Source organism: Geofilum sp. OHC36d9, from assembly GCF_052400685.1.
GTDB lineage: Bacteria > Bacteroidota > Bacteroidia > Bacteroidales > Marinilabiliaceae > CAZHHH01.
This window is the reverse complement of sequence record NZ_JBQTGJ010000004.1, coordinates 220228-245744: the sequence shown is the minus strand read 5'-3', so window position 1 is coordinate 245744 and position 25517 is coordinate 220228. Positions and strand designations below refer to the sequence as shown.

Genomic DNA, 25517 nt, shown 5'->3' with positions numbered 1-25517 from the left:
TTAAAAATATTTGAGATATGAGTTTTCCAATTACACGTTTACGAAGATTGCGTAAAAATGCGGTCATTCGCGATATGGTTCGCGAAACAGAAGTTAATCGCGACGATCTGATAATGCCTTATTTTGTTGTCCCGGGCACGAACGTTAAAAATCCGATTAAGTCAATGCCCGGTAACTATCAGTTGTCGGTTGATTTATTGGTGGCCGAAATTAAAGATTTGGTTGCAACCACAGGGGTTAATAAAATTTTGTTGTTTGGTATTCCCGATCAAAAAGATGAAACGGGTGCTGTTGCCTGCGAACACAATGCCATTGTGCCGGTTGCTATCCGCGCCATCAAAAAAGAGTTGCCACAGGTGTTGATCGTGGCCGATGTTTGTAATTGTGAATACACTACCCATGGTCATTGCGGTACGGTGGTCGATGGTGATGTTGACAATGATTTGACGTTAAAGACATTGGCGGCACAGTCGGTAACACTGGCCCAGGCCGGGGCCGACGTTATTGCGCCCAGCGATATGATGGATGGCCGTGTGGGGGTTATACGCAAGGCATTGGATGATAATGGACTTTATAATACGCCCATAATGGCTTATTCCGCTAAGTATGCATCAGCTTTTTATGGCCCGTTTCGGGATGCGGCTGAAAGTGCCCCGCAGTTTGGCGATCGAAGCTCCTACCAAATGGATCCCGCCAATAGCGATGAGGCGATTCGTGAGGTGGAACAGGATATTATAGAAGGGGCTGATATGGTTATGGTGAAGCCGGCTTTGAGTTATCTTGATGTTATACGTCGGGTAAAAGATACGTTCAATATGCCTTTGGTGGCCTATAATGTGAGTGGTGAATTTTCAATGGTGAAAGCGGCTGGTGCCAATGGTTGGGTTGACGAAGCACGGCTCATTAAAGAAATTCTGACTTCCATCAAAAGGGCAGGAGCGGATATTATTATCACCTATCATGCGCGTGAGTTTGTGACCAATGAATTGAAAGCCGGACGAAGGGTTTAACGTTTTTGGTTTACATATCGCGAAGTTGTTACTGAGTTTTTATATCTGAAAAGTTGAATAATGAATTGCAATAAAAGTATTGAAGCATTCAAGGAAGCCTGTGCGTTGATTCCTGGTGGCGTTAATTCGCCTGTACGGGCATTTAAAAGTGTGGGTACGGATCCGCTGTTTATTCAAAAGGCTAAAGGTGCTCACGTTTGGGATATTGACGGTAATAAATATCTCGATTTTGTTGCTTCCTGGGGGCCTTTGATTTTGGGACATGCCCGTGACGAAATTGTTGAGGCCGTGCAGCATGCCGCCGCATTAGGCACCAGCTATGGTGCGCCTACGCTTCTGGAGACGCGGGTTGCCGGGTTGATTACTGAAATGATGCCGTCGGTGGATAAAGTAAGAATGGTAAATTCCGGAACTGAGGCTACGATGAGTGCGCTTCGGCTGGCACGTGGATTTACGCGTCGTGATAAGGTGGTGAAATTTGCCGGTTGTTTTCATGGACATGCCGACAGCTTTTTAATAAAAGCCGGTTCCGGATTGCTGACTCTGGGTATTCCCGATAGCCCCGGCGTGCCAAAGTCCACTGCTAAGGATACTTTAATTGCTTATTACAATGATTTGGCTTCGGTTGAAGCTCTGTTTGAGTCGCAAGGCGAAGAGATTGCAGCCGTTATTGTTGAGGCTGTTCCCGGTAATATGGGGGTTATTGTACCTGCCCCGGGCTTTTTGGAAGGACTTCGTGCGTTGACTGAGAAATATGGCGCTTTGCTGATTTTTGATGAGGTTATTACCGGCTTTCGTTTGTCAACGGGCGGTGCGCAAAAAAGGTTTGGTGTGACACCCGACCTGACAACGATGGGTAAAATTATTGGTGGCGGACTTCCTGTTGGAGCTTACGGCGGGCGCAGGGATATTATGGATAAGCTGGCCCCTGAGGGTCCAATATATCAGGCCGGGACATTGAGCGGTAATCCGCTGGCTATGTCAGCCGGTTATGTGATGCTTAAAATGCTTAACGGGCATCCTGACATATACGAAGAGTTGGAGCGCAAAGCCGCTAAGATGGAGGCCGGATTGCGGGATAATCTTCAAAGGAATGGTATTCCGGGTGTGATTAACCGTGTTGGTTCTATGATGACGCTCTTTTTTACTGAAGCTGCCAAAGTTTCTGATTTTAATGAAGCCATGACGGCAAATACAAGCCGGTATGCTGCTTATTTTAAACAATCGTTGAATAACGGTGTTTATCTGTCACCTTCGCAATTTGAATGTACTTTTGTTTCCGATGCACATACCGATGCCGATATTGATCGGGTGATAGCGGTTAGTGACGCTGCAATGAAGCATTTGTAAGGTTTTATTTAAAAGATGGATTATGCAGTCTATTTTGTTGGATACCATTAATGGAATTAAAGGAGAACGTCCTCCGGTCTGGTTCATGCGTCAGGCGGGGCGCGTGCTCCCTAATTATAATAAATTAAAGGAGAAATATTCGTTTCGGGAGATGATGGCCGATCCGGTCATAGCTGCTGATGTTACGCTTATGCCTGTCACTGATTTGGGGGTGGATGCGGCGATCTTATTTTCCGACATATTGGTAATTCCCAGTGCTATGGGTATGGCGCTGAAATGGACGGATGGGGGGCCTGTGTTTCCGACTCCGCTGAGTCAGTATGATAAGCCAGTTGATCATTTGGCTGCTCAACCTGATGATTTGAATTATATTTACGATGTGATAGATGAAATACTTCGTAAACGCGACGAAAATATACCGCTTATTGGATTTAGTGGAGCACCGCTGACAACGTTGGCCTATATGCTTCAGGGTATTAGTTCTAATCAAAATTTTCCGGCGGCGGTGAAGTTTATGTTTCAGAATAAGGCTGAAACACTTCGTTTGATTGATGCCGTAGCTGAGATGACGATTATATACGCTAAAAATCAAATAGCACACGGTATTGATGTGTTTCAGCTGTTCGAAACCCATGCTGGTCTTATTCCTTCCGCGATGTATCGTGAAATGTTTCTTCCGGCCGTGCAACGAATTAGTGAGGCTGTGCGGAGTACAGGCACTCCTTTCATCTATTTTCCCAAAGGTTTTAGCACGGGATTGAAATATGTTACCCCTGATCTATGCGATTTTGTGAGTATCGACTGGCAAATGCCACTCAATCATGCACGTGAATTGGTGCACCCGGAAGTGGGGTTGCAAGGTAATATCGATCCCCGTTTACTTTATGCCAGTCCGGCCGTGATTGAAAATGAGCTTGAGAAATTGAAACCTTTTTTCCGCGACAACGATAAATGGATTTTAAATCTTGGTCATGGTTTTTTGCCGGATACACCTTACGATAATGCTAAGTTTGTGGTTGATTGGGTGAAGAATACCACATGGAAATAGTTGTTAACTAAGTGGTCAGGTCGCAGAGTGGGCTCTGTTTAGTTTTTTGAGCCTTTTATAGCAACAAAAAAGCGAAGTCTGTTTTCAGACTTCGCTTTTTTGTTGAGCCAATGATGGGAATTGAACCCATGACCTCTTCCTTACCAAGGAAGCGCTCTACCCCTGAGCTACATCGGCAAAAAAAAGAGCGGAAAACGAGACTCGAACTCGCGACCCCGACCTTGGCAAGGTCGTGCTCTACCAACTGAGCTATTTCCGCATTTTTTTACCTAAAGAGACTTCTTTTTCGTCTCTGCCTTGTCTTTTTTGATATTAAAACAACTGCTTAGCGATTAAAACTGATTCAATCCCGGTTGTTGTCTTGTCAAAGGCGGTGCAAAAATAGAAAAAAAATCATTCGTCCAAAATTTTGTATCATTAAAAAATAAAGGGTTTTTAACCTGTTTCCTTTTGTGGGCTTGGTTTCAAGAAGTTGCAGTGCTCTGATTATTTTAAAAAATCGGCGGCTTCATTCATGATTTCATTAAAGGAGTGATCGACTTTTTCTTTACTGAGTTTTGAATTTAAAGGAAACGGCGTTTCATGTGTATAGGGAAACGGAAAGTCTATTTCACGACTGCTTTTTGGTATGGTTTGTTTGATTGCTTTTGGTGGTATCACGGTGTCTTGTGTAAGTCCAATCGCTTTTATTCTGTCTTTCATGGCCGAAAAGCCTTGTTCTCTTTTCTGGGTGTTGTTTTTTGATGAGATCATGGTTAAAAAACTCTCCCAGGCGTCGGGAAGTAGACTGGCGAACTGTAATGGCAATGAGATGTCGTTTTGGATGTTGGGCGTGCCATTGAAGTAATTGATTAATTTTTTAAAGGCGGCACTGTCCATGATGGCTTTTGAGACGCCGTTCATTTTGTCAAAGGTGGCTCCCGCGCAAAACAGGAATGCTTTTTGGCCGGAAAACAGACTGGCGGGATTGGCTAAAAGCAAAATTTGCGCAAGGAGCCCTCCTATTGAATAGGCAAATATATTTATTGACGTATTTTTATGGAATAACCAGTGATTGCCTGTTTTGATCAGGGAAGCGAGTTTTACGATGTCGAAGTAGGTTTGTATACCCGAAATCGCAAACATTTCGGTGGTATACTCCATTCTTAAACTTAAGGCAACGTTTGCGAAACTGCTTTTTTCAATGGCTTGATGATTCTCTTTACGATGTTGCACCAGCGAAATCATTTCCCGCGGGTTGCTCCAGCTACGAGGCGATCGGTTGATGTGATAAGCAATAGGGAATAATATTACGGCTTTTCCCGTTTGACGAACCAATTGATAGCCCCAGGTCAGGTATTTATCCCATGATCTTTCATTGAGTCCGTGAAGTAATAAAATGGCTTCACTTTGCTTATCTTCGTTTGGCGTCATGACCAAATACTTGAAATTCTGATTTGTTTTAGCCCCCGGTTCTGCCAAAATTTTTTTTTCGCTGGGTGTTGCGGGTTCTTTTATCTGTCGGGGAGCAGACGTAAAATCAGATTGAAAATCCAGTGAATAGCACGTAACGCCATTGGGGAAATACATGAAAGTATGACTCGGTTCAAAGAGATTTGTTAAGACGTTATGTAATTCGTGTAGCAGCATTTTTGTTTAATTTTCTTATTACAAAGAAATATATTTTTTTTATGCTTGTAAGGATTATGCAGTGGCTGTAGGTGCTGTGGGGTGGATGGCTGTAGCCTTGGGGTGAATGACGACAAGGTGGGGTGAGTTGTTTTTCTTATTTTTAAGGCTACATTTGTATTAGTGGATTGATGATGCAATTCAAAGTTGAGTGCCTGGAGCTTGTATATGCACGCTTTCTTTTATTTGTAAAATGAAACCATTGGTAATATGATCAGACAACAGAAAAATATTCCGGATTTCTTTATCACCAAAAGAAATACTATTCATCAGGTTGCTTTTACCGCTTTGTTTGCGTTTATGTTTATCAATATTTACCGTCCGTTTGGTGCCGATCATTGGTACGACGTCAGTTGGTGGATGTTCACGTTGGCTTCTGGTCTTTTGGTTTTATCCGGCATGATAGTGGTTATTCTTAGCCGGGTAATTATGTTTGCCATTAAACGTTATAAACGTATTACGGTGTTAGGCTACGCTGCAATGGTTTTAGCCGAGATTTTATTTATGGCGGGTTTTTATGCCATTTTGGAAAGGGTTACGCTGGGCGGCGTGCGTCCTTTTGCGTTGCTTTATATTGTGGCCGTTCAAAATGCATCTCTTATTTTGTTGATTCCTTATTTGTTGTCTCTTTTATATTTTTCCTGGAAGGAAAAGAAGATGAGTTTGGAAGCTTTGTTAATGCAGATACGAAGCAGGCCGCAATTCATCTCTTTTAAAGATGAAAATAACGTTTTAAGGTTTACGATAAAAGCTTCAGATTTATTATATCTGTCGGCCAGTGATAATTATGTGGAAATCCATTATAGAGCCGGCTCCCGTACGAAGACTCATTTGTTACGAAATACGCTTAAAAAAATTGAGGAGCAGCAGCAGTATTTGCCGTTGCTAAGGTGTCATCGGTCATTCATGGTGAATCTTGATCAGGTTAAGATGTTTAAACGCGAAAAGGGGCAACAGGCATTGTGGCTTGATGATGAGGGTGAGATTGCAATACCTGTTTCAAGGTCTTATTCAAAAGTTGTAATGTCTCGATTTGAGTAACTTAGGTTCTCGTTTTTGTTAAAAAAGTATTATTGACTCGTATTTTTGGACGCATTTTTCGAATTTGTAAAGAATTTTAAGGTGGTTGATTATTAGTGGTTTATTTCTATCTGATGACGTTTGTTGTTGGTTTTTAGCGTTAATTAAATTATTAGGTAAGTTAATTATAATTAAGCCTTTAGATAATAGTTTTAGGTTTATTATATTTGGTATAGCCTTATTTAATTAGCTTGTATCATGAAGAAATCAATTTATGTAATAGTAGTTGTGTTTGCTTTTTCGGTAGTGAGTACAGCTAATGCGCAATTGGAGAAGTATCAGGTTACTTTTCTGTATAATTTTACCCGATTAATTCAATGGCCTGATCTTTATAAGGAACCGGCTTTTATTATCGGCGTAATAGGTAAAAACAGTCAGCTTGCCAAGGTGCTGAAAGCAAATATGGGCAGCCGAACAGCCGGAGGGCGTCCTATTAACATTGTTGAATTCAATTCTGCAGATGAGGTGAAGTATTGTCATATGCTGTTTATTCCTAACGGCAGCTTGAAGAAGTTTGATGTGATAAAATCAAAACTTACGGGTAAGTCAGTTCTTTATGTTACTGAATCAGAAAATGGGGCACCTGCGGGTTCGATAATAAATCTTTTTGTTAAGGATGGGAAAATGGTTTTTACCTTGAATGAAGATTTGGCCAAGGCTAATAAGTTGCTGGTAAGTAGTCAGCTGAAGAATTTTGCGCAGAATTAATTTATTTTAGGGTTAGTATAGGTTTTTATTTTACCATAAAAGAGCCGTTTGATGTTGAATCATGCGGCTCTTTTATTTTTAGAATGTTAATATTTTGTAGTCGTTTTTTATATAATCCGTTAAAATTGGTCCTAACGGAACGACTTCTATACCTAATGCTTCAATGTCTTTCGTCACGCCGTAGCTTTCTGAACAGGCACTGCATGCTTTTATATTTATGCCGGCTTTTAGCATTTCTTTTACGGTGTTTTGAAGATGGGCTTCATGAGCCAGTGTTTTTGTAGCCGGGCCCCAGACTAAAACAGTAATTTCTTCAAACCATTTTTGTGTTTTTGCGCCCTGTGCGTACATTAAAACTACGCGTTCGGCAACCTCCTTGTCGGCGCTTGACCAGACAATAGCCAATTTGTTCGCATCTGTTTTCATATCTAGTAATTTATATAAGTTTATACGTAAACATTTAAAATCGGTTATTGTTCTATAACTGGTTTCAAGACTTTTAAATTGGTTATCTTTGTAAAAAAGGAGTGGTTATGTTAGTTCGAATTTATCCCGAAAATCCCCAGCCCCGTGAAATAGATCGCATTGTTGAGGTTTTGCGTGCGGGTGGACTGGTTATATACCCAACTGATACCATTTATGGTTTGGGATGTGATATTAATAACAGCAAAGCCGTTGAGCGTGTGGCTCAAATCAAAGGACTTAATTTACGCAAGGATCACTTGTCAATTATCTGTCATGATATGAGTCATTTGTCTGATTATTCTAAGGCAATTGATAAGCAGGTGTTTAAGTTGTTGAAAAAGAATTTGCCTGGCCCTTTTACCTTTATCTTACCTGCCAATAATAATATTCCACGATTGTTCAAGAATAACAAAAAAACAATCGGATTTCGTATTCCCGATAACCTCATTATTAGGGAAATTGTACGAGGTTTGGGCAATCCTGTACTTAGCACTTCCATTCATGATGAAGATGAAATTCTTGAATATACCACAGATCCGGAGTTGATTCATGAAAAATATGAAAATCTTGTGGATATTGTAGTCGATGGAGGATTTGGGGGTAATGAACCATCAACGGTTGTTGACTGCACTTCATCGCCTTTTAACCTGATCCGACAGGGTAAAGGTCACTTGATTGAATGATTTTTTTAGAGAAACATTTTTTCGATTTTTTTTACGCCTGAGGGGAGGGCAAATACCACTACTTTATCGTCGGGTATTATCTGGGTGTTTCCACTGGGGATAATCACGCCCTTGTTGCGTATGATACCGCCAATATTAACATCTTTGGGGATGTCTAGGTTCTTCAGGATGTCGCGGGTGATTTTAGAGTCTTTTTTGGCAATCAGCTCCAAAACATCAGCGTCAGTGGCCGTCAGACATTTAACATACGAAACGTTTGCTTTAAGTGTATGTCGGTATATGTAGCTGGCCGCGATGAGTTTTTTATTTATAATTGTTCCAATGCCGATGTTTTCTGCCAGGTCGATGTAGTCCATGTTTTCAACTTCGGCCACTGTTTTTATGACACCCATTTTTTTTGCCAGTTGGCAGGCCAGAATGTTTACTTCTGAGTTCCCGGTGACGGCAATAAAGGCATCGGTTTTCCCAAGTCCTTCATCTTTTAAAAGTTCCAGATTGCGTCCGTCGCCATTAATGACCAGCGTGTTTTCAAGCATATCGGCCAACCGGTTGCTTTTTTCTTTGTTAATTTCAATAATCTTAATGTGGTATTGAGATTCCAGGTCTTTTGCCACTTTTTTCCCAATACGGCTACCGCCCAATATCATGACGTTTTTAACTTCCTGGCTTATCTTACCGGCGTCTGCCAGTAAATGTGGTGCGCTGCTTTTAGTGGTAACAACATAGGCCAGGTCGTTGTGAAGGAACATGTCTTTCCCTCTTGGGATGATGGTTTTTCCATCGCGTACAATGGCCACAGTAAAGTATTCATTGGTGCTGTGCAATGATGCTGCCTGCGATAGCGTCATCCCAACAATAGGAGCGTTGCTGCGCAACTTAATTGCATAGAGGAGTAGCTGTCCGTCGCTGAATTCAAACATTTGACGTATGCCTACTTGTTTTAAAGACGCTATGATTTCCAATGCGCCCAGGAATTCGGGGAAAATCAGTTCGTCAATGCCAAGTTGACGAAAATATTCTTTGTTCTCTTCGTGCAGGTATTCAAAGTTGTTTATTCTTGCAAAAGTTTTTTTGGCCCCAAGTTTTTTTGCCAGCATTGCCGAAAGAATGCTTTCTTCTTCGTAGGGGGGGACGGCAATAAAGAGATCGCATGTTTTAACCTGTGCGTTTTTGAGGTCTTCAATGGATGTTCCGGAACCAACTACGGTCATAACATCAAAGTGTTGCGCTGCAGGACGAAGTTTGCTTTCTTCTTCATCCATCAGAATTACATCATGATCTTCGTTGCTTAGTAGTTTAGCCAGGTGATTGCCCACTTCTCCTGCTCCGGAAATTAATATTCTCATCGATATATAGTTAGTTTGTTAAAACTCAAAGCCTGAGTTTTTTGTGCTTTTCCCTTCTATTTCGCGAGCAAATTAATAGAATAAAACTTAAATAGAGAAATTATTCCCTTAATTCGAGTTGTTTTTTTTAGTTATTTAGATTTATAATTAATGCGTCTTCTGTTGTAACATGATAAAAACGTCTGTTCAGATTTTTGCAGCAGTTTTTCCATTCCCGGCTTTGCCAGGGTAAGCTCTCTGATGTCGCAATTACGAGTGGGCAATCGAGCGATTTGAGAAGTCTTGTCAGATCAAAATTATTGTTCCCTAATATTAGTCCATGGTAGTGCTTTTTGGGTAGTATTGGGTACTGGTCATGATTAAAACCGTGTATGATGGCATATCTCTGTTGTAGTATATCAATCTGTTGTACAGATGGCGTTGAGTCCGGCAGATGCTCATGTTTTGAGGGATGAATCAGCAGATATTTAATTAATCCGTTTCGGGCATAGTTTTTTGTTGTCTCTGATAATGATTCTGTTTCCAGACATAATGAACTGCCATGGGTAAATAATTCAATAAGGGTGTTTTTGCGGGTGTTATAAACCACAATTCCGGGGTGACTGATTTTGTATAAGAATTGGATATTGAGACCGACACCTATGGCGATTATATAGAGGCATAACCGAATCCAATTTTGGGCACTGGGCAAACAATAAATGTGATAAATTGCGATTAAGGCCAGATATAAAAAGAGCATCAATGGAATGGAGACCCAGATGGCCTGAAGGTATGAGTGCGGTATTTGTTCAATCCAGGTCGTAATCATTACAATATAGTGAATCAGGTCGTTTAATGCAGCGCCGGTAATGTCGGGTAAAACCGGAATAGGATGTAATAATAGTGTACAGAGGGCAAGAATCATGATGGGAGCGACCAGGGGCAATACCAGCAAATTGGCTAAAAGGAAGTAGATGGGGAAGGCGCCGAATTGGTATAGTGAGAGCGGAAAGGTAGATATTTGTGCAGATACTGATACACTGATAAGGGACCAGCTCCATTGCCATACGGGGAATCTGAAGATTATAAGATTATAAACCGGTCGATAAAATGCTACAATTCCCGCTACCGCCAGATGGCTTAACCAAAATCCGGCGTGATATATAAATAGAGGATTTATCAGCAACAGAATGAAGGCTGAAAAAGATAACAGCTGAAATTGGTTGATATCCTTGCGAAAGGCTTTGCCTGCCTGTAGGCAGCTAAACATGAACACAGCGCGCGATACCGAAGGTGAGAATCCTGTGATAAAAGCGTATCCCACTAACAGCAGGATGGTTAGGATCCATTTGAGATGTCTTTTTGGAGGGAGTATCAATGATAAAGCGAGATCAATCATCAGAGAAAGAATGCCGACATGTAGGCCTGATACGGCCAAAATGTGAATTACGCCGCTTTTGATAAACCGATCTGTGATATCGCGGTCAACGCCTGAACGATCACCCAGCAAAAAGGCATTGACAATAGTCATTGCAGTTGTGTCAAGATGATGTAATTGAAGGCTTGACATCGACAGTTTACGGAGGTGATAAGGCAGCTGGCTTATTTTTATGCCATCCTGTTGTTTTACTACTTTAAACATGTTGGAATCGGATAGGAACATTTGTGCCGAAAATCCTTGCCGCATCAGATATTGACCATAGTCAAAGGCATGTGGGTTACCGGAGTGCGGAAGTGGGTGAAGTGTTCCTTTAATCATGATTTGGTCACCCTGTTGCCAACGGCTGCAGAGTGAATCTTTAACCAGCAGCAACCATTTTGTTTTGTGTGACACCTGCGTTGAGTCGGCTGCATATTGTGGATGATACGTAACCTGATTCCACCCAGAAGGTTTATAAACAATATTTTTGACTACTCCTACAGCTTTAATTTGTGTTTCATTGGTGATAGTTGAAGGTAAGCTGAGGTGTATCATTATAGCACCGGCTGCGACTAAGAATAAAGTGGTTAGTGCACCCGAAAGCCAACGCAATGAGTGTTTCCTGTACCAAAAATAGTGCTGAATAAAAAAAAGAGAAACAGCAATCAGGGCGAAGTTCAAGAGGCCTGACAGTGGCAGGATTTTGGTCATATAATCTGCCGTAAACATACCACACAATAGCGGGATGAGCAGTCGAAGAAACGGATAAAGGTTGAGTTTAGGCATAACAAAAGGGTTGGATTTACCACTAAAATTAAAATTTTTAGCGGTGAAAATCAACCCTTTATGATGATTGTGTTGAGGCCGTTTAGTGCCTGTCCTTAAAGTCAGGCGTTTGAGCTTTAAAGTTCAAATTTAAGGCTTGCAGCTCGTAAAATGTGAGTTTAATGGAGTAAATAATTATTTTGAGAACAAGCGCAACGCAGAATTTGAACCTTATAGACAGACACTATTTAGGTAATTTTATTTTATAATCAATGTTGACTTTGCCAACCGTAATGGCATTCAACTTGCTTTTTATCAATCTTTTTCGAAGAGGTGATAAATGGTCAATAAATAATTTGCCTTCAATATGATCGTATTCGTGTTGAATAATTCGGGCTGCGAAACCTTCATATACTTCGTCGTGAGGGTTAAAGTCTGCGTCGACATATTGAATGCGAATTCGATCAGGGCGGCTAACTTCTTCGCGAATGCCGGGAAGACTGAGACATCCTTCGTAGTCACGTTCCATGTTATCGTTGCGTTCAATAATTTGGGCGTTAATAAAGGTTTGTTTGAAATTTTCCAGTTCAGGAAATTCTTTGGCCATATCTTTACCATCGATGACAAACAGTCGAATTGCCAACCCAATTTGTGGGGCTGCCAGCCCAACACCGTCCGATGAATACATGGTTTCCCACATATTTTCAATTATTTTTTGAATATTGTCGTAATCGGGATCAATGTCTTCTGATAGTTTTCTGAGGACTGCGTTGCCATATACAACTATTGGATAAATCATTATTGAAAATTTTTGTTTTGTAATATTTAACTTGTCAGGTTGGGTAATTTCTTTTATGAACGTCCCATGCTTCGGTTTTCCAGATAGGATTGCAGTATAATTGTGGCGCTGATTTTGTCGACCAGTTCTTTATTTCTTCGCGCCATTTTTTTTAGCCCTGCATCAATCATTGTTTGAAAAGCGATTTGGCTGGTAAAACGTTCATCTATCCAAACAACAGGTATATGTGGAAATTTGTTTTTCAGACTTTGAGCAAACGGACGGATGTATTTCATGGATTCCGATTCCTGCCCATCGGTTTGTCGCGCAAAACCGACAACGAAACATTCTACTTGTTCGGTGGTCAGATAATTTTTTATAAACGGTAGAACTTCTGCTATTTTAAGGGTTGAAAGTCCATTGGGGATTATTTGTGAATTGTCGGTAACTGCAATCCCTACTTTTTTTTTCCCTACGTCGAAAGCTAATATACGTGCCAATATTGTTTTTTTTAGAAGACAAAATTACATAAAAAATTGAATATCTTATTTTTTACGATTGTTCATTTAAACCAAAAGCCATTTCCCCGTCGGGAAATGGCTTTGTGATTAGTCTGTTTGTAATAATTAACGAATGGCAGCCTGAGCAGCGGCCAGACGGGCAATGGGGACTCTGAACGGTGAACAGCTGACGTAGTTCATGCCAACGTTATGGCAAAATTCGACGGACGATGGTTCGCCGCCATGTTCACCACAAATACCCACTTTTAAATCAGGTTTGGCCGAACGTCCTTTTTCGGTACCCATTTTTACCAATAAACCAACACCATCCTGATCCAAAACCTGAAATGGATCGTTTTTAAGAATGCCTTTGTTGATGTAAATAGGTAGAAATGAGCCGGCATCATCGCGGGAGTAACCAAATGTCATCTGAGTCAGATCATTGGTACCAAAAGAGAAAAAGTCGGCTTCACGCGCAATCAGATCGGCCGTTAATGCTGCACGAGGGATCTCAATCATGGTTCCAACCTGGTAGTGGATGGAATCGTTGCGTTCTTCAAATACTTTTTTGGCTGTTTTATGGATGATTTCGGCCTGTATCTCGAATTCTTTGATGGTGCCTACCAAGGGAACCATAATTTCAGGACGAGCATCAATGCCTTTGCTTTTTAGGTTTAAGGCTGCTTCGATGATGGCACGTGCCTGCATTTCTGTAATTTCGGGATAAGTGTTGCCCAAACGACAGCCACGATGTCCTAACATAGGGTTGAATTCTTCCAGTTCGGCGACTTTGGCTTTAACCATGTCCAGTGAAATGCCCATTTCGTCGGCCAGCTCTTTTTGCGTTGCCAATTGGTGAGGCACAAATTCGTGCAGTGGCGGGTCAAGCAGGCGAATGGTAACGCCGTATCCGGCCATGGCTTCTAATATGCCTTCAAAGTCTTCGCGTTGATACGGCAGCAGTTTGGCCAGGGCTTTTTTACGACCCGTCGTGGTGCTGGCCAGAATCATTTCGCGCATGGCTTTGATGCGGGAGCCTTCGAAGAACATATGTTCTGTGCGACACAAACCAATACCTTTGGCCCCGTACTCGCGGGCTGTTTTAGCATCTTTGGGAGTGTCTGCATTTGTTCGAACGTTCATGCGCGTGAATTTGTCCGACATTTCCATGATAAGGCCAAAGTCTCCGCTCATATCAGGTTTGCGCGTCATCACTTTGTCTTCATAAACTTCTCCTGTGCTTCCATTCAACGAAATCCAATCGCCTTCGTTTAATGTTATATCGCCAATGGTTACAGTACGTGTTTTGTAGTTGACGCGTAAAGATCCTGCCCCTGAAACGCAGCATTTTCCCATTCCACGAGCCACGACTGCTGCATGAGAGGTCATGCCGCCGCGAGCTGTTAAAATGCCGCGTGCTACGTTCATGCCTTCCAGATCTTCGGGTGACGTTTCAATGCGAACCAGAATGGAGTTCTCGTAATTGCCCGCTTCGTCGGCAAAGAATACGATTTGGCCCGTGGCAGCGCCGGGTGAGGCTGGTAGTCCTTTGGCAAGTACATTGGCCGAACGGATGGCTACGCTGTCAAAAACAGGGTGTAATAGTTCGTCCAGTTTGTTTGGTTCCAGACGAAGTAAGGCAGTTTTTTCATCAATTGTTTTTTCGCGAAGCAGGTCCATGGCTATTTTAACCATGGCTGCACCGGTTCGTTTTCCGTTGCGGGTTTGCAACAGCCATAGTTTCCCTTCCTGTATGGTGAATTCCATGTCCTGCATGTCTTTGTAGTGGTCTTCAAGTTTTTGCTGAACACTATTCAGTTCTTTGAATAATACCGGCATGGTTTCTTCCAGCGAAGGATATTTTGTGGCGCGTTCATTTTCGGGTATGTTTTGGAGATTAGCCCAGCGACGACTTCCTTCAAGGGTTATTTCCTGTGGGGTACGTACCCCTGCCACAACGTCTTCACCTTGTGCATTAATCAGATATTCGCCGTTGAAAAGATTTTCGCCGGTAGCGGCATCACGGGTAAATGCGACGCCAGTGGCTGAGGTGTTACCCATATTTCCAAAAACCATGGCTTGAACGTTAACTGCAGTGCCCCATTCATCAGGGATGTTGTTTAAACGACGGTAATAGATGGCCCGGGTATTTTGCCAACTGTCGAATACTGCAATAATGGCGCCCCAAAGTTGATCCCAGGCGCTAGTAGGAAAGTCTTTGCCTGTCTGTTCTTTTACGGCCTTTTTGAAACGTTTAACCAAATCTTTCAGATCTTCTACCGTTAGCTCGGTGTCCAGATTGATTCCTTTGACTTCTTTAACGGCTTCCATTATTTTTTCAAAGGGGTCGATTTCGTCTTTGGATTCTGTTTTCATGCCCAAAACAACATCGCCGTACATTTGAACAAAACGACGGTATGAGTCCCACGCAAACCATTCATTACCTGATTTTTTGGCTATGCCGGCGACTGCTTCATCGTTTAGCCCAAGGTTGAGGATGGTATCCATCATACCAGGCATTGATGCGCGCGCGCCTGATCGAACAGATACCAGAAGGGGATTTTGAGCATCGCCAAATTTTGTTGATGTGAGTCTTTCTATATTATGAATGGCTGCTTCAACCTCAGGTTTTAATAGCTCAACCACAGGTTTTTTACCTAGCTCATTGTATTCGGTACAAACTTCGGTTGTAATAGTGAATCCTGGAGGTACAGGAACGCCTATGAGGTTCATTTCCGCCAGATTGGCTCCTTTTCCTCCCAGCAGATTTTTCATATCTGCTTTTCCTTCGGCGTTGCCATTCCCGAAGGAGTAAACACGTTTTTTGTTCATAGTTTTTTGTTTTGTTCTTGATGCTATTACTTAAAAATTCTCTGTTGTTACAAAGATGTTCATTTTTTAATTTTTTTTAATTCTTTTGGTAGGGTATTTCGAAGATGATTTTTTTGTTATAATTTACAGTTTTCTGTTTTAAGTGTCTGTTTTTGGCGTTTTCATGCTTGTCTTTTTATTTCGTATGAGCCGTTATTCGCAATAGTTTGTCTGTGTTTCTTTAAATGTTGTTAATTTTTCTTTATTGTTTGTCCGAAAATTTTTACGGCAGATAAGAAAGCTTTGTTTTTGAAGCTTGTGAAGTTCGGGGAATTTGGGTGTATTCAGAGTAAATGGCTATTTTAAAAGTAAGTGTAACTAAGAAAATCGCATTTCTCTGGTGACACTATAACAATAAATACCCCGTTAGTGAACGGGGTATTTATTGTTGTAATTGTCCGATTTCATTAGGAAGTCGACATATTGAGCTCTTTGGTAGGCGTATGGCATTTTTAAACTGGCTCTTGAGAGTTTGCCTTTGAATTCAGATACCGACTCATATTTTTTCCCTTTCATAAAGAGTGCTAATTCATCAAGCATTTTACCGATTTGATTAATGCCGTTTTGATACACTGTACTAACCACCTGAACTGCATCAGCGCCAGCAAGAATGGATGCTATCATATCTTCGCCAGATAAAATACCGGTATTAGCACAAAGAGAACCTTTTGTTTCGCCGGAAAGCAACCCCATGAAACGTAATGATAATCGGCTGTCTCCTCGTTGACTTAAATTGTAAGGCATTACCAGCTTTTCATTTTTGATGTCGATGAAGGGTTGAAAGAGTCGGTTAAAAAGGACCAGCCCATCTGCGCCTGATTTATCCAGTTGCGATATAAAGGCGAGCGGATTTGTGTAGTGAGGACTTAATTTTACAGATACGGGGATTTTTATTGCTTTTTTTACTTTTCGTAAGGTTTCAATTTGTTCTGTTTCTATTTGGACAGAGCTTTTTTCTGCGGACGATACGGTTGAATAAAAGTTTAATTCCAATGCGTCAATTCCGGTGTTAGCCAGATTGATTGCGTATTCTTCCCAACTCTCGTTATACAGACAGTTAAGGCTCCCAATAACGGGTATTGAAACTGATTGTTTCAGTTCCTTCAGCTCTGTAAGATGAAGATTTGGTCCGGCGTATGCCGTATCAGGGAAGAGATTTATCATCTCCGCATTGCGGTCATCGTATTGATGTCGGTCGTCTTCCAGTTCCGCAGCTTCTAAATGAAGCTGTTCTTCAAATAATGATTTATATACAATGGCTGCCGCGCCTGCTTTTTCCAACTCAATGGCTTTGTTTAGATCTTTTGCGAGGTTGGAAGCCCCTATAATTAAGGGGTTTTTTAATTTTAATCCCAGATAATTGGTGGTAAGGTCCATGGTAAGTGTTTTAAATGTTAATCTGTTTTTGTTTTCATTATTTAACAAGCTAGATGAATGTTTGGTTCATTAAAGTTATGAAAAGACTAAGAGTAATGCGTCATAAGTCAACAGGTTTGTTTAATTTTGAGAAGATTGTAATATGATATGAATTCTATAATAGCCAAGTTAAAAAATATTAAGATGAGGTTGACCGGAGAGGCATCTCATCTAAAAGTTACGCGGAGGGTAAAAAAAGAGTGGGTTGGAAACCAATATGGCGGTTTTTATGTGGCGTCTGATTTTATAGGACCGGCGTCTGTTGTTTATTCCTTTGGAATAGGAAGAGATGTTAGTTTCGATTTGGGTCTTATTCAAAAGTTTGGATGTCAGGTTTATGGTTTTGACCCAACACCTGCTTCGGTTCAATGGGTACGACAGCAACAATTACCCGGTGAGTTTCATTTTTATGAATACGGTTTGGCCCGAGACACGGGTACTACCTTATTTTATTTACCCCTTAATCCTGAGCATGTGTCAGGCAGTATGGTGACTCAGTCGAACGTTAATGCTAATGTTAATGTTGAAGTGGAGATGCAATCATTGCAAGATGTAATGGCCATGCTACATCATGATAAAATAGATGTTTTGAAAATGGATATAGAAGGTGCCGAATATGATGTTTTGAATGCGATGTTGGATCAGAAAATTTTTCCGGCGCAGCTGTTGATCGAATTTCATGACCGGCTTATGCCCGAAGGACGCGATTGTTCACGGATGGCTGTGGACAGACTACAGCAGAGTGGATACCAGTTGTTTGCGGTGTCAGACTCCATGCAGGAAGTTTCGTTTGTTTATAATGCGTCAGGCATGAATTAGTGCCTGCATATAAAGTCAGGCATTTGAACCGGAACGTTAAAATTCAAAGCATATGCAGCTCGGAAGACAGGCGTTGACTGTTGTAGTATTTTGTTTTTGAGATCTCTGTTTTTTGATTTTGTCTATTTGTTAAAGGAACGCAGATCAGCCTTCGTTAATGGTGAATGACCTTATTTTACAGACTTTGAAAACAAATTTTATCTGTGGGTAAAAAATGGTGTATGAATTTTAATCGCCTTGTTTTATTACCTATTTCGGATTTTGGAATAGCAAAAAAGAGGCTGCCTTTAAAGGCAGCCTCTTTTAAATTTAATGAATAAATAAAATTATTCGGCAGGCGCATAAGTCATTTCAGAGAAACGTTTATAGGTGTTGTAACGCCATTTGGCATTTCCTTCAGCCGCAACGAATAATTCCTTGGCTTGTTCGGGGAATGTTTTCAACAGAGAAGTGTAACGTACTTCACCTTTAAGGAAGCCCTGGAATTTGCTCCAGTCAGGTTCTTTTGAATCCAATACAAACGGATTTTTACCTTGTTCTTCCAGCATTGGGTTGAAGCGGTACAGATGCCAGTAACCACACTCAACGGCTTTTTTACCTTCCAGTTGTGAATTGCCCATACCACTTCTTAAACCGTGATTGATACATGGTGAATAGGCAATAATAAGTGAAGGTCCGGGATATGCTTCTGCTTCCTTCAAAGCTTTGAAGTATTGAGTTTGGCTGGCACCCATTGAAACCTGGGCTACATAAACGTATCCATAAGTGGTTGCCATCAGCCCTAAATCTTTTTTACGGATTTTTTTACCTGATGCAGCAAATTTGGCTACAGCACCAACGGGAGTTGATTTAGAAGCCTGTCCTCCAGTGTTGGAGTAAACTTCAGTATCTAAAACCATTATGTTTATGTCTTTGCCGCTGGCAATGACATGATCTAAACCGCCGTAACCGATATCATAAGCCCATCCGTCACCGCCAAATATCCAAACAGATTTTTTTACCAGATGATCTTTCAGCTCAAGAATTTCGCTGGCCACTGAATGGGTTTCGTTTTCGAGGGCTTTAAGTACCGATTTTGAAACAGCCTGAGTTTTGCTGCCATCGTCTTTGGCTTCTAACCATGCTTCGAATGCTGCTTTGGTGGCAGGTTTTACCTCGTTGATAGCGGCGCGCATTTTTAGTTCAACGCGATCACGCATTTTTTCAACGGCAGTAGCCATACCTAATCCATATTCAGCATTGTCTTCGAACAATGAGTTGGCCCATGATGGGCCACAACCGTTTGCGTTGGTTGTATATGGGGTTGATGGTGCAGAACCGCCATAGATTGAAGAACAGCCGGTGGCATTGGCTATCATCATACGATCACCATATAATTGGGTTATCAGTTTCAGATAAGGTGTTTCACCGCAACCTGCACATGCACCTGAAAACTCAAATAATGGTTGAGCAAATTGAGAATTTTTCACGTTCATGTCTTTTGGAACAACGGTATCCTTGATGGTTACCTTTGTTGACATATATTCCCATCTGTCAGCTTCGGCCATTTGACTCTCAAGTGGCTTCATGATCAGAGCTTTTTCTTTTGACGGACAAACTTCTGCACAGTTTCCGCAACCGGTACAGTCAAGTACGCTAACCTGAATTTTAAAATGCAAACCATCGAAATTCTTACCGTTTGGTTTGATGGTTGTAGAACCTTCTGGTAATCCGGCAACTTCATCTTCGTCTAATAAGAATGGGCGAATTGCGGCATGAGGACAAACGTAAGAGCACTGGTTACATTGGATACAATTTTCGCTTTGCCATTCCGGTACATTTACGGCAACACCGCGTTTTTCGTAAGCGGCAGTTCCGGCAGGAAATGTACCATCTTCGCGGCCAATGAAAGCACTTACCGGAAGGTCATCCCCTTTTTGTGCATTCATGGGATTGACGATATTTTTGATGAAGTCTGGCAGTTTTTTGTTTTCCACAACGACTTCGTCCGATAACTTGGCCCATTCAGCAGGAACGTCTATTTTGGTGATTTCAGCACCACGGTCGATAGCTTGATGGTTCATGCGAACAACATCTTCTCCTTTTTTGCCAAATGATTTGATAACAAATTTTTTCATTTGGTCAACAGCCTGATCGTAAGGAATTACACCTGAAATTTTGAAGAAGGCAGATTGCATAATGGTATTGGTACGATTTCCCAATCCTATTTCTTCTGCAATTTTAGTGGCGTTGATGATATATAGGTTGATGTCGTTTTCAGCCAGATAACGTTTAACGTCGTTGGGTAATTTAGCCTTGGTTTCGTCAACGTCCCAGTGACTGTTCAAAAGGAATGTCCCGCCTTTTTTTAGTCCTTTAAGCATGTCGTAACGGCCCAGATAAGCGGTTACGTGACAAGCCACAAAATCAGGAGTGTTAACCAAATAAGCAGAGCGGATGGGGGAATCGCCAAAACGAAGGTGAGAAATAGTAATACCACCCGATTTTTTTGAGTCGTAGGCAAAATAGGCCTGAGCATATTTATCGGTGCTTTCCCCAATAATTTTGATGCTGTTTTTGTTGGCACCTACAGTACCATCAGATCCTAAACCATAAAATTTACCGGAGAAAGTGCCTTTGGGAGCCAAATCAATTTCAGGTAATAATGGTAATGATTTGAAAGTAACATCATCTACAATACCTACCGTGAAGTTGTTTTTTGGTTCATTCATTTTCAGGTTTTCAAACACTGAAATCATCATGGCAGGCGTGGTGTCTTTTGATGATAAACCATAACGACCACCAACAATCAATGGGGCGTTTTCTTTTCCGCTAAACAGTTCGCAGATATCCATGTAAAGAGGATCTCCGTTAGCACCCGGTTCTTTAGTACGGTCGAGTACTGCAATCCGTTTTACGCTTTTAGGAAAGGCTTCAAAGAAATATTTAGCTGAGAAGGGACGGTATAAGTGAACAGAAATCAACCCGAGTTTCTCACCTTTAGCATTCAGATAGTCAATGGTTTCTTTAATTGGGTCGGTAATTGAACCCATTGCTACAATAATGTTTTCGGCATCGGCAGCACCATAGTAATCAAACGGACGGTATTTGCGACCGGTGATTTCTGAAACTTTATCCATGTAATCAGCTACAACGTCGGGTATGGCATCGTAGAAACGGTTGGCAGCTTCGCGTGACTGAAAATAAATGTCAGGATTTTGAGCTGTTCCTCGCGTTACAGGGTGAGCAGGATTTAGGGCATTGTCGCGGAAGCTTTTTAGCGCTTCCTCATCAAGAAGACCGGCAATATCATCCTGATCCATCATTTCAATCTTCTGTATTTCATGTGAAGTACGGAAACCATCGAAGAAATGCATGAAAGGAACTTTGGTTTTAATAGCAGCCAGGTGAGCAATACCAGCTAAGTCCATAACTTCCTGAACACTGCCGGTGGCAAACATGGCAAACCCGGTTTGGCGAGCAGCCATAACATCGCTGTGGTCACCAAAAATAGACAAAGCCTGGGCGGCCAAACTACGAGCACTTACATGAAATACTGCGGGTAATAACTCACCGGCAATTTTATACATGTTAGGAATCATTAATAATAATCCCTGTGATGCCGTAAAGGTTGACGTTAAAGCTCCGGCCTGTAATGCCCCGTGCAGGGCCCCGGCAGCACCGGCTTCTGATTGCATTTCTTCCAGTTTAACTGTCTCACCGAAGATGTTTTTTCTTCCGTTAGCAGCCCACTCGTCTACGTACTCCGCCATGGTGGAAGAAGGTGTGATGGGGTAAATTGCAGCTACTTCGCTAAACATATAAGCGACGTGCGCAGCGGCATAGTTACCATCACATGTGATAAACTTCTTTGCTTTTGCCATCTGTTTATTCTTTGTTGTTAATAAAATGAATTAGTTGTATTTATTTTTGGGCGAGATAGCTGCTAGTATAAAAAACCGAATAACCATAATGGAATTTCCTGTCCTTTACCTATTTCAGCCATCTCACAGGCTGTGTAAATCTTTTTGGGGTTTTTGGTGTTGGGTTCTCCTTTACCTATGTTAAACATCCAGGTTTGGTCCAGTATAAAATCAGCTTCTTTGCAATAGCCTATGTTATGTTGATTGTTGATTTGGCTGCAAAAAAATGTTTTGTTTAAAATATGTTGATCCACATCGCCACTGGCCACTGAAAATAAAAGGTTGGGGTTTTGAAGATATATTTCTGCCGGTTTTTTCAATGAGTCACAATCGCCTTCATATAATAAGTGTATTAAGCTAGCCTGATTTAGATATTTAAGATAGTTGATGATGGTAGCGCGGCTGGTTTCAACTTCGTTGCTTAATTTGCTGATGTTGGGTTGGAAAGGTGCTGAACTGGCTATTATATAGAGTAATTTACGAAGTTTTGGCAGGTATTTCAATTCTATTTGCTGCAAATAACTAATATCTATTTCTAGTACCAGGTTTATATTTTTTAGAAGATTTTCCAAATAATTTCTTTCTTCCAAAAAATAGGGGTAATAACCGTGGTGCAAATAGTCGGTGTAGTAGGCCAGTGGTTTAATTTTTTCAACAATTTTAGTGGCTATTTCTACATGGTTTTTTTGCAGGTCGGCGAGGGTATATGCCTGAAAGTTTTCGCCTGTTTTGTAGTTTATATAATCTCTGAAAGAAAATCCTTCGAGGGTATATAGTGCGGCTTTTGATTCCAACTCTGGATCTTCTTTTTGGTTTCGCATGAGGGGAGAGCCGCTGAATATTATTTGGAGCTCAGGGAAATTGTCATAGCAATATATGAGTTCAGATGCCCAGTCGGGGTATTTAAATACCTGATCGAGCACAAGAGTTTTCCCCCCGGTTTTTTGAAATTCATCTGCAAAATCGATTATGGTACGATCTGAGAAGTACAGACTGTTGAGGTTTACATACAAACAGGATTTATCTAACCCAAAAGTTGACGATACATAGTCGAGTAAAAAATTAGTTTTCCCAACACCGCGGGCTCCAATGATGCCAATTAATCGGTTTTCCCAATTAATTTTTTCCATCAATCCTCTACGAACCGGCACTTCCAGATGTTCAAGCAGGTATTTGTGTGTCTTAAAAAAAGCCTGCACCATAATTAAATACTGTTTTTTAGTTAGGCAAATTTAAGATTTGGAACAGGGAAATTGTAATTTAGACATTACAATTTTAGGCTGATTGTGTTATTTAAATCTTTTAAAAATAAGGTTTTGATTCGTTTGATAGAGATGACGTGGTTTTGATGGTAAGTTGATAGAGTGTGTGATATTATTAGCTTCAACGAAAAAATACATGCGTTTAATACGAAATGTACAAATCCAAGGCTTGTGAAGTTATGGAATTGTTAGTTTACCATTGTAAATGATCGTTTTGAGAGCATGTGCAACGTCGAATTTGAATTTTATAGGCAGACCTAACAAAAAGTAAAGCCACGAAAGGCGAAACCTGAGGTTGCGTCTTCGTGGCTTATAAAAAAGTGTAATTTTCAGTTATTATTACCCGTCGTTCATTGAAACCAAAAACTCTTCGTTGGAGTTGGTTTTAACCATTTGTTTACGGATAAATTCCATCGCTTCGATAGAGTTCATATCGGCCAGATAATTACGTAAAATCCAAATCCGATTCATAATTTCTTTTTCAAGTAAAAGATCTTCGCGGCGTGTGCTTGATGCATTGATGTCAACAGCAGGGAATACACGTTTGTTGGCCAGCTTACGGTCAAGTTGTAATTCCATATTACCTGTTCCTTTGAATTCCTCAAAAATTACATCGTCCATTTTGGACCCGGTGTCGGTTAATGCGGTAGCTAAAATGGTGAGGGACCCACCACCTTCGATGTTACGTGCTGCACCAAAGAATCGTTTTGGTTTATGCAATGCATTGGCATCTACACCACCTGAGAGGACCTTGCCTGAAGCCGGTGATACCGTGTTGTAGGCGCGAGCCAAACGGGTAATAGAATCGAGCAAAATGACAACATCGTGTCCACATTCAACCATTCTTTTGGCTTTCTCGAGGACTATATTTGCTACTTTTACGTGACGTTCAGCCGGTTCGTCAAAGGTTGATGAGATGACTTCGGCGTTGACGCTTCTGGCCATATCGGTTACTTCTTCCGGCCGTTCATCAATGAGCAAAATCATCATATAAACTTCGGGATGATTTGACGCAATGGCATTGGCGATGTCTTTTAGCAATACAGTTTTACCAGTTTTGGGTTGCGCAACGATTAACCCTCGTTGCCCTTTCCCAATGGGGGAGAACAGGTCGACAATACGGGTCGATAAGTTCATTCTTGGTCCGGCTGCTAAATTGAATTTTTCGTCGGGGAATATTGGTGTAAGGTGGTCAAACGGCACGCGGTCGCGAACATAATCGGGGGTGCGTCCATTGATGGCTTCTACTTTGATAAGCGGAAAATATTTTTCACCTTCTTTAGGCGGTCGGATAGTTCCGAGTACCATATCGCCAGTTTTTAAACCAAATAGTTTAATTTGCGATTGTGAAACATAAATATCGTCAGGTGAATTCAGGTAGTTGTAATCAGATGATCTCAGGAAACCATAGCCATCCTGCATAATTTCAAGAACGCCGGAGGCAGAAATGATGCCCTCAAATTCAAATGCTTTATCTTCTTTGCGGTTTTGTTGTTTGTCGTTGCGATCGTGTTGACGTTTGGGTTGATGCGGGTTATTATTATCCTGACGCTGATTGTCGGGTCTATCGGACCGTTGATCGTTACGATTCCACTTGCGGTTGTTGTTGTTGTTGTCGTCCTGTGCCCGATTGTTTGGCGTCTGACGTTGCTGATGGATATTCTTTTGAGGTTGAGGTTGTTCGTTCTTTTGAGGTTGAGGCTGCTCGTTTTTTTTTGATTGAGCCGGTGTTTTTTCTTTGACCTCCTCGGGTGTTTTTGTGTTTGCTACTTCAGGCGTAGCTTGTTTGTCCGCTCTTCGCGAAGTTTCTTTTTTGACTGGCTCTTTTTCTACCTTTGGAGTAACAGCTGGTGTTTCAGGATTTGAAGGTTCTTCTTTTTTGACGATAGTTTCTTTTTTTACAGTTACCTCTTTTGGGGCTGACGACTCTTTTGTGGCCGTAGCTTGTGCTGTTGCTTGTTCTTTTAATTTTTTTGGTGGTCTTCCTCTGCGGGGACGTTTTTCTTCGTCCCGATCGGGACGATTTTCGCGCGGTTTGCGCTCTGAAGCTTTTATTGCTTGTGTGTCAAGAATCTGATAAATCAGGTCCTGCTTTTTGAAGGACTCGACTCTCTTTATATCCAGTTCTTTAGCTATGACACGAAGGTCACTTAACAGCTTCTTGTTTAGTTCAAGAATGTCGTACATAATGTTTCAAAATACTTTTATGAATTGATTTTTTTTTTGATTGTTTAAAGCGGATTGCTTTAACGTGGATGAAATGAAAATAACGTAATTTTAATTTTAGGTTGGGATGAAAGCAATGAAAAATTTTGTTCTTATCTGCACAATCAAGTATCGGGCCAAGCCGATTTATTTGCTATAAAATTAAGCTTCCCGGAAAGTCCTTCATCAACACGTTTAATACGTATATAAAATGAAATATGACGATGAAAAGAAACTGATAA

Annotated in this window: 18 protein-coding genes and 2 tRNA genes; 7 read left to right on the top strand and 13 right to left on the bottom strand. The window is 41.3% G+C overall.

Annotation, left to right across the window (positions count from 1 at the left end; translation table 11 throughout):
* The first annotated feature begins 17 nt into the window (after window positions 1–17).
* From hemB to hemE, 3 genes are read left to right on the top strand one after another with little or no spacing between them, the layout of a single operon-like run.
* A complete protein-coding gene (gene hemB, locus ACT3CD_RS07235; RefSeq protein WP_444644324.1) occupies window positions 18–1010 on the top strand; it encodes a porphobilinogen synthase in 993 nt (330 codons plus the stop codon).
* A gap of 60 nt (window positions 1011–1070) precedes the next feature.
* Window positions 1071–2360, top strand: a complete 1290-nt coding sequence (hemL, locus tag ACT3CD_RS07230) for a glutamate-1-semialdehyde 2,1-aminomutase (RefSeq protein WP_444644322.1) — start codon at window positions 1071–1073, stop codon at window positions 2358–2360.
* Window positions 2361–2382: 22 nt separating this feature from the next.
* On the top strand, window positions 2383–3408 hold the full coding sequence (gene hemE, locus ACT3CD_RS07225) for a uroporphyrinogen decarboxylase (RefSeq protein WP_444644320.1): 1026 nt from the start codon (window positions 2383–2385) through the stop codon (window positions 3406–3408).
* Window positions 3409–3513: 105 nt separating this feature from the next.
* On the opposite strand, the gene ACT3CD_RS07220 is transcribed toward hemE, so the two are convergent.
* The 3 genes from ACT3CD_RS07220 to ACT3CD_RS07210 all read right to left on the bottom strand — a co-directional run bounded on the left by ACT3CD_RS07220 (window position 3514) and on the right by ACT3CD_RS07210 (window position 5037).
* A tRNA-Thr gene (locus ACT3CD_RS07220) sits at window positions 3514–3585 on the bottom strand.
* 9 nt (window positions 3586–3594) lie between these two features.
* Window positions 3595–3667 (bottom strand) — tRNA-Gly (locus tag ACT3CD_RS07215).
* 227 nt (window positions 3668–3894) lie between these two features.
* Window positions 3895–5037: a DUF6051 family protein gene (locus ACT3CD_RS07210; protein WP_444644318.1), complete on the bottom strand. Its 1143-nt coding sequence runs from the start codon at window positions 5035–5037 to the stop codon at window positions 3895–3897.
* 249 nt (window positions 5038–5286) lie between these two features.
* On the opposite strand from ACT3CD_RS07210, the gene ACT3CD_RS07205 reads away from it, so the two are divergent.
* A complete protein-coding gene (locus ACT3CD_RS07205; protein ID WP_444644316.1) occupies window positions 5287–6117 on the top strand; it encodes a LytR/AlgR family response regulator transcription factor in 831 nt (276 codons plus the stop codon).
* A gap of 237 nt (window positions 6118–6354) precedes the next feature.
* Window positions 6355–6864, top strand: coding sequence for a YfiR family protein (locus ACT3CD_RS07200; protein ID WP_444644314.1), 510 nt, complete (start codon window positions 6355–6357; stop codon window positions 6862–6864).
* A 78-nt stretch (window positions 6865–6942) separates the two neighbouring features.
* Here the strand turns inward: ACT3CD_RS07200 and ACT3CD_RS07195 are convergent, their stop codons facing one another.
* Window positions 6943–7290 (bottom strand): DsrE family protein, encoded by a 348-nt coding sequence (locus tag ACT3CD_RS07195; protein WP_444644312.1) that lies wholly within the window; start codon window positions 7288–7290, stop codon window positions 6943–6945.
* Window positions 7291–7397: 107 nt separating this feature from the next.
* Here ACT3CD_RS07195 and ACT3CD_RS07190 point away from each other — a divergent pair, with 107 nt between their 5' ends.
* On the top strand, window positions 7398–8012 hold the full coding sequence (locus ACT3CD_RS07190) for an L-threonylcarbamoyladenylate synthase (protein ID WP_444644311.1): 615 nt from the start codon (window positions 7398–7400) through the stop codon (window positions 8010–8012).
* A gap of 5 nt (window positions 8013–8017) precedes the next feature.
* On the opposite strand, the gene trkA is transcribed toward ACT3CD_RS07190, so the two are convergent.
* The 6 genes from trkA to ACT3CD_RS07160 form a co-directional block, all read right to left on the bottom strand.
* Entirely contained in the window at window positions 8018–9358 is a 1341-nt protein-coding gene (gene trkA, locus ACT3CD_RS07185) for a Trk system potassium transporter TrkA (protein ID WP_444644309.1), read from the bottom strand.
* A 127-nt stretch (window positions 9359–9485) separates the two neighbouring features.
* Entirely contained in the window at window positions 9486–11543 is a 2058-nt protein-coding gene (locus ACT3CD_RS07180) for a ComEC/Rec2 family competence protein (RefSeq protein ID WP_444644307.1), read from the bottom strand.
* A 223-nt stretch (window positions 11544–11766) separates the two neighbouring features.
* Window positions 11767–12321: a peptide deformylase gene (gene def / locus ACT3CD_RS07175; RefSeq protein WP_444644305.1), complete on the bottom strand. Its 555-nt coding sequence runs from the start codon at window positions 12319–12321 to the stop codon at window positions 11767–11769.
* 53 nt (window positions 12322–12374) lie between these two features.
* Window positions 12375–12800: a Holliday junction resolvase RuvX gene (gene ruvX, locus ACT3CD_RS07170; RefSeq protein ID WP_444644303.1), complete on the bottom strand. Its 426-nt coding sequence runs from the start codon at window positions 12798–12800 to the stop codon at window positions 12375–12377.
* A gap of 126 nt (window positions 12801–12926) precedes the next feature.
* Window positions 12927–15632, bottom strand: coding sequence for a pyruvate, phosphate dikinase (ppdK, locus tag ACT3CD_RS07165; protein WP_444644302.1), 2706 nt, complete (start codon window positions 15630–15632; stop codon window positions 12927–12929).
* Window positions 15633–16037: 405 nt separating this feature from the next.
* On the bottom strand, window positions 16038–17048 hold the full coding sequence (locus ACT3CD_RS07160) for a dihydroorotate dehydrogenase-like protein (protein WP_444644300.1): 1011 nt from the start codon (window positions 17046–17048) through the stop codon (window positions 16038–16040).
* A 183-nt stretch (window positions 17049–17231) separates the two neighbouring features.
* Here ACT3CD_RS07160 and ACT3CD_RS07155 point away from each other — a divergent pair, with 183 nt between their 5' ends.
* On the top strand, window positions 17232–17906 hold the full coding sequence (locus ACT3CD_RS07155) for an FkbM family methyltransferase (protein WP_444644298.1): 675 nt from the start codon (window positions 17232–17234) through the stop codon (window positions 17904–17906).
* Window positions 17907–18232: 326 nt separating this feature from the next.
* Here the strand turns inward: ACT3CD_RS07155 and nifJ are convergent, their stop codons facing one another.
* The 3 genes from nifJ to rho form a co-directional block, all read right to left on the bottom strand.
* Window positions 18233–21769, bottom strand: coding sequence for a pyruvate:ferredoxin (flavodoxin) oxidoreductase (gene nifJ / locus ACT3CD_RS07150; RefSeq protein WP_444644297.1), 3537 nt, complete (start codon window positions 21767–21769; stop codon window positions 18233–18235).
* 62 nt (window positions 21770–21831) lie between these two features.
* Entirely contained in the window at window positions 21832–23010 is a 1179-nt protein-coding gene (locus ACT3CD_RS07145) for an AAA family ATPase (RefSeq protein ID WP_444644295.1), read from the bottom strand.
* 399 nt (window positions 23011–23409) lie between these two features.
* Window positions 23410–25257 carry a transcription termination factor Rho gene (gene rho / locus ACT3CD_RS07140; protein ID WP_444644294.1) on the bottom strand — a complete coding sequence of 616 codons (1848 nt, stop codon included), beginning with the start codon at window positions 25255–25257 and terminating at the stop codon, window positions 23410–23412.
* Window positions 25258–25517: the final 260 nt, after the last annotated feature.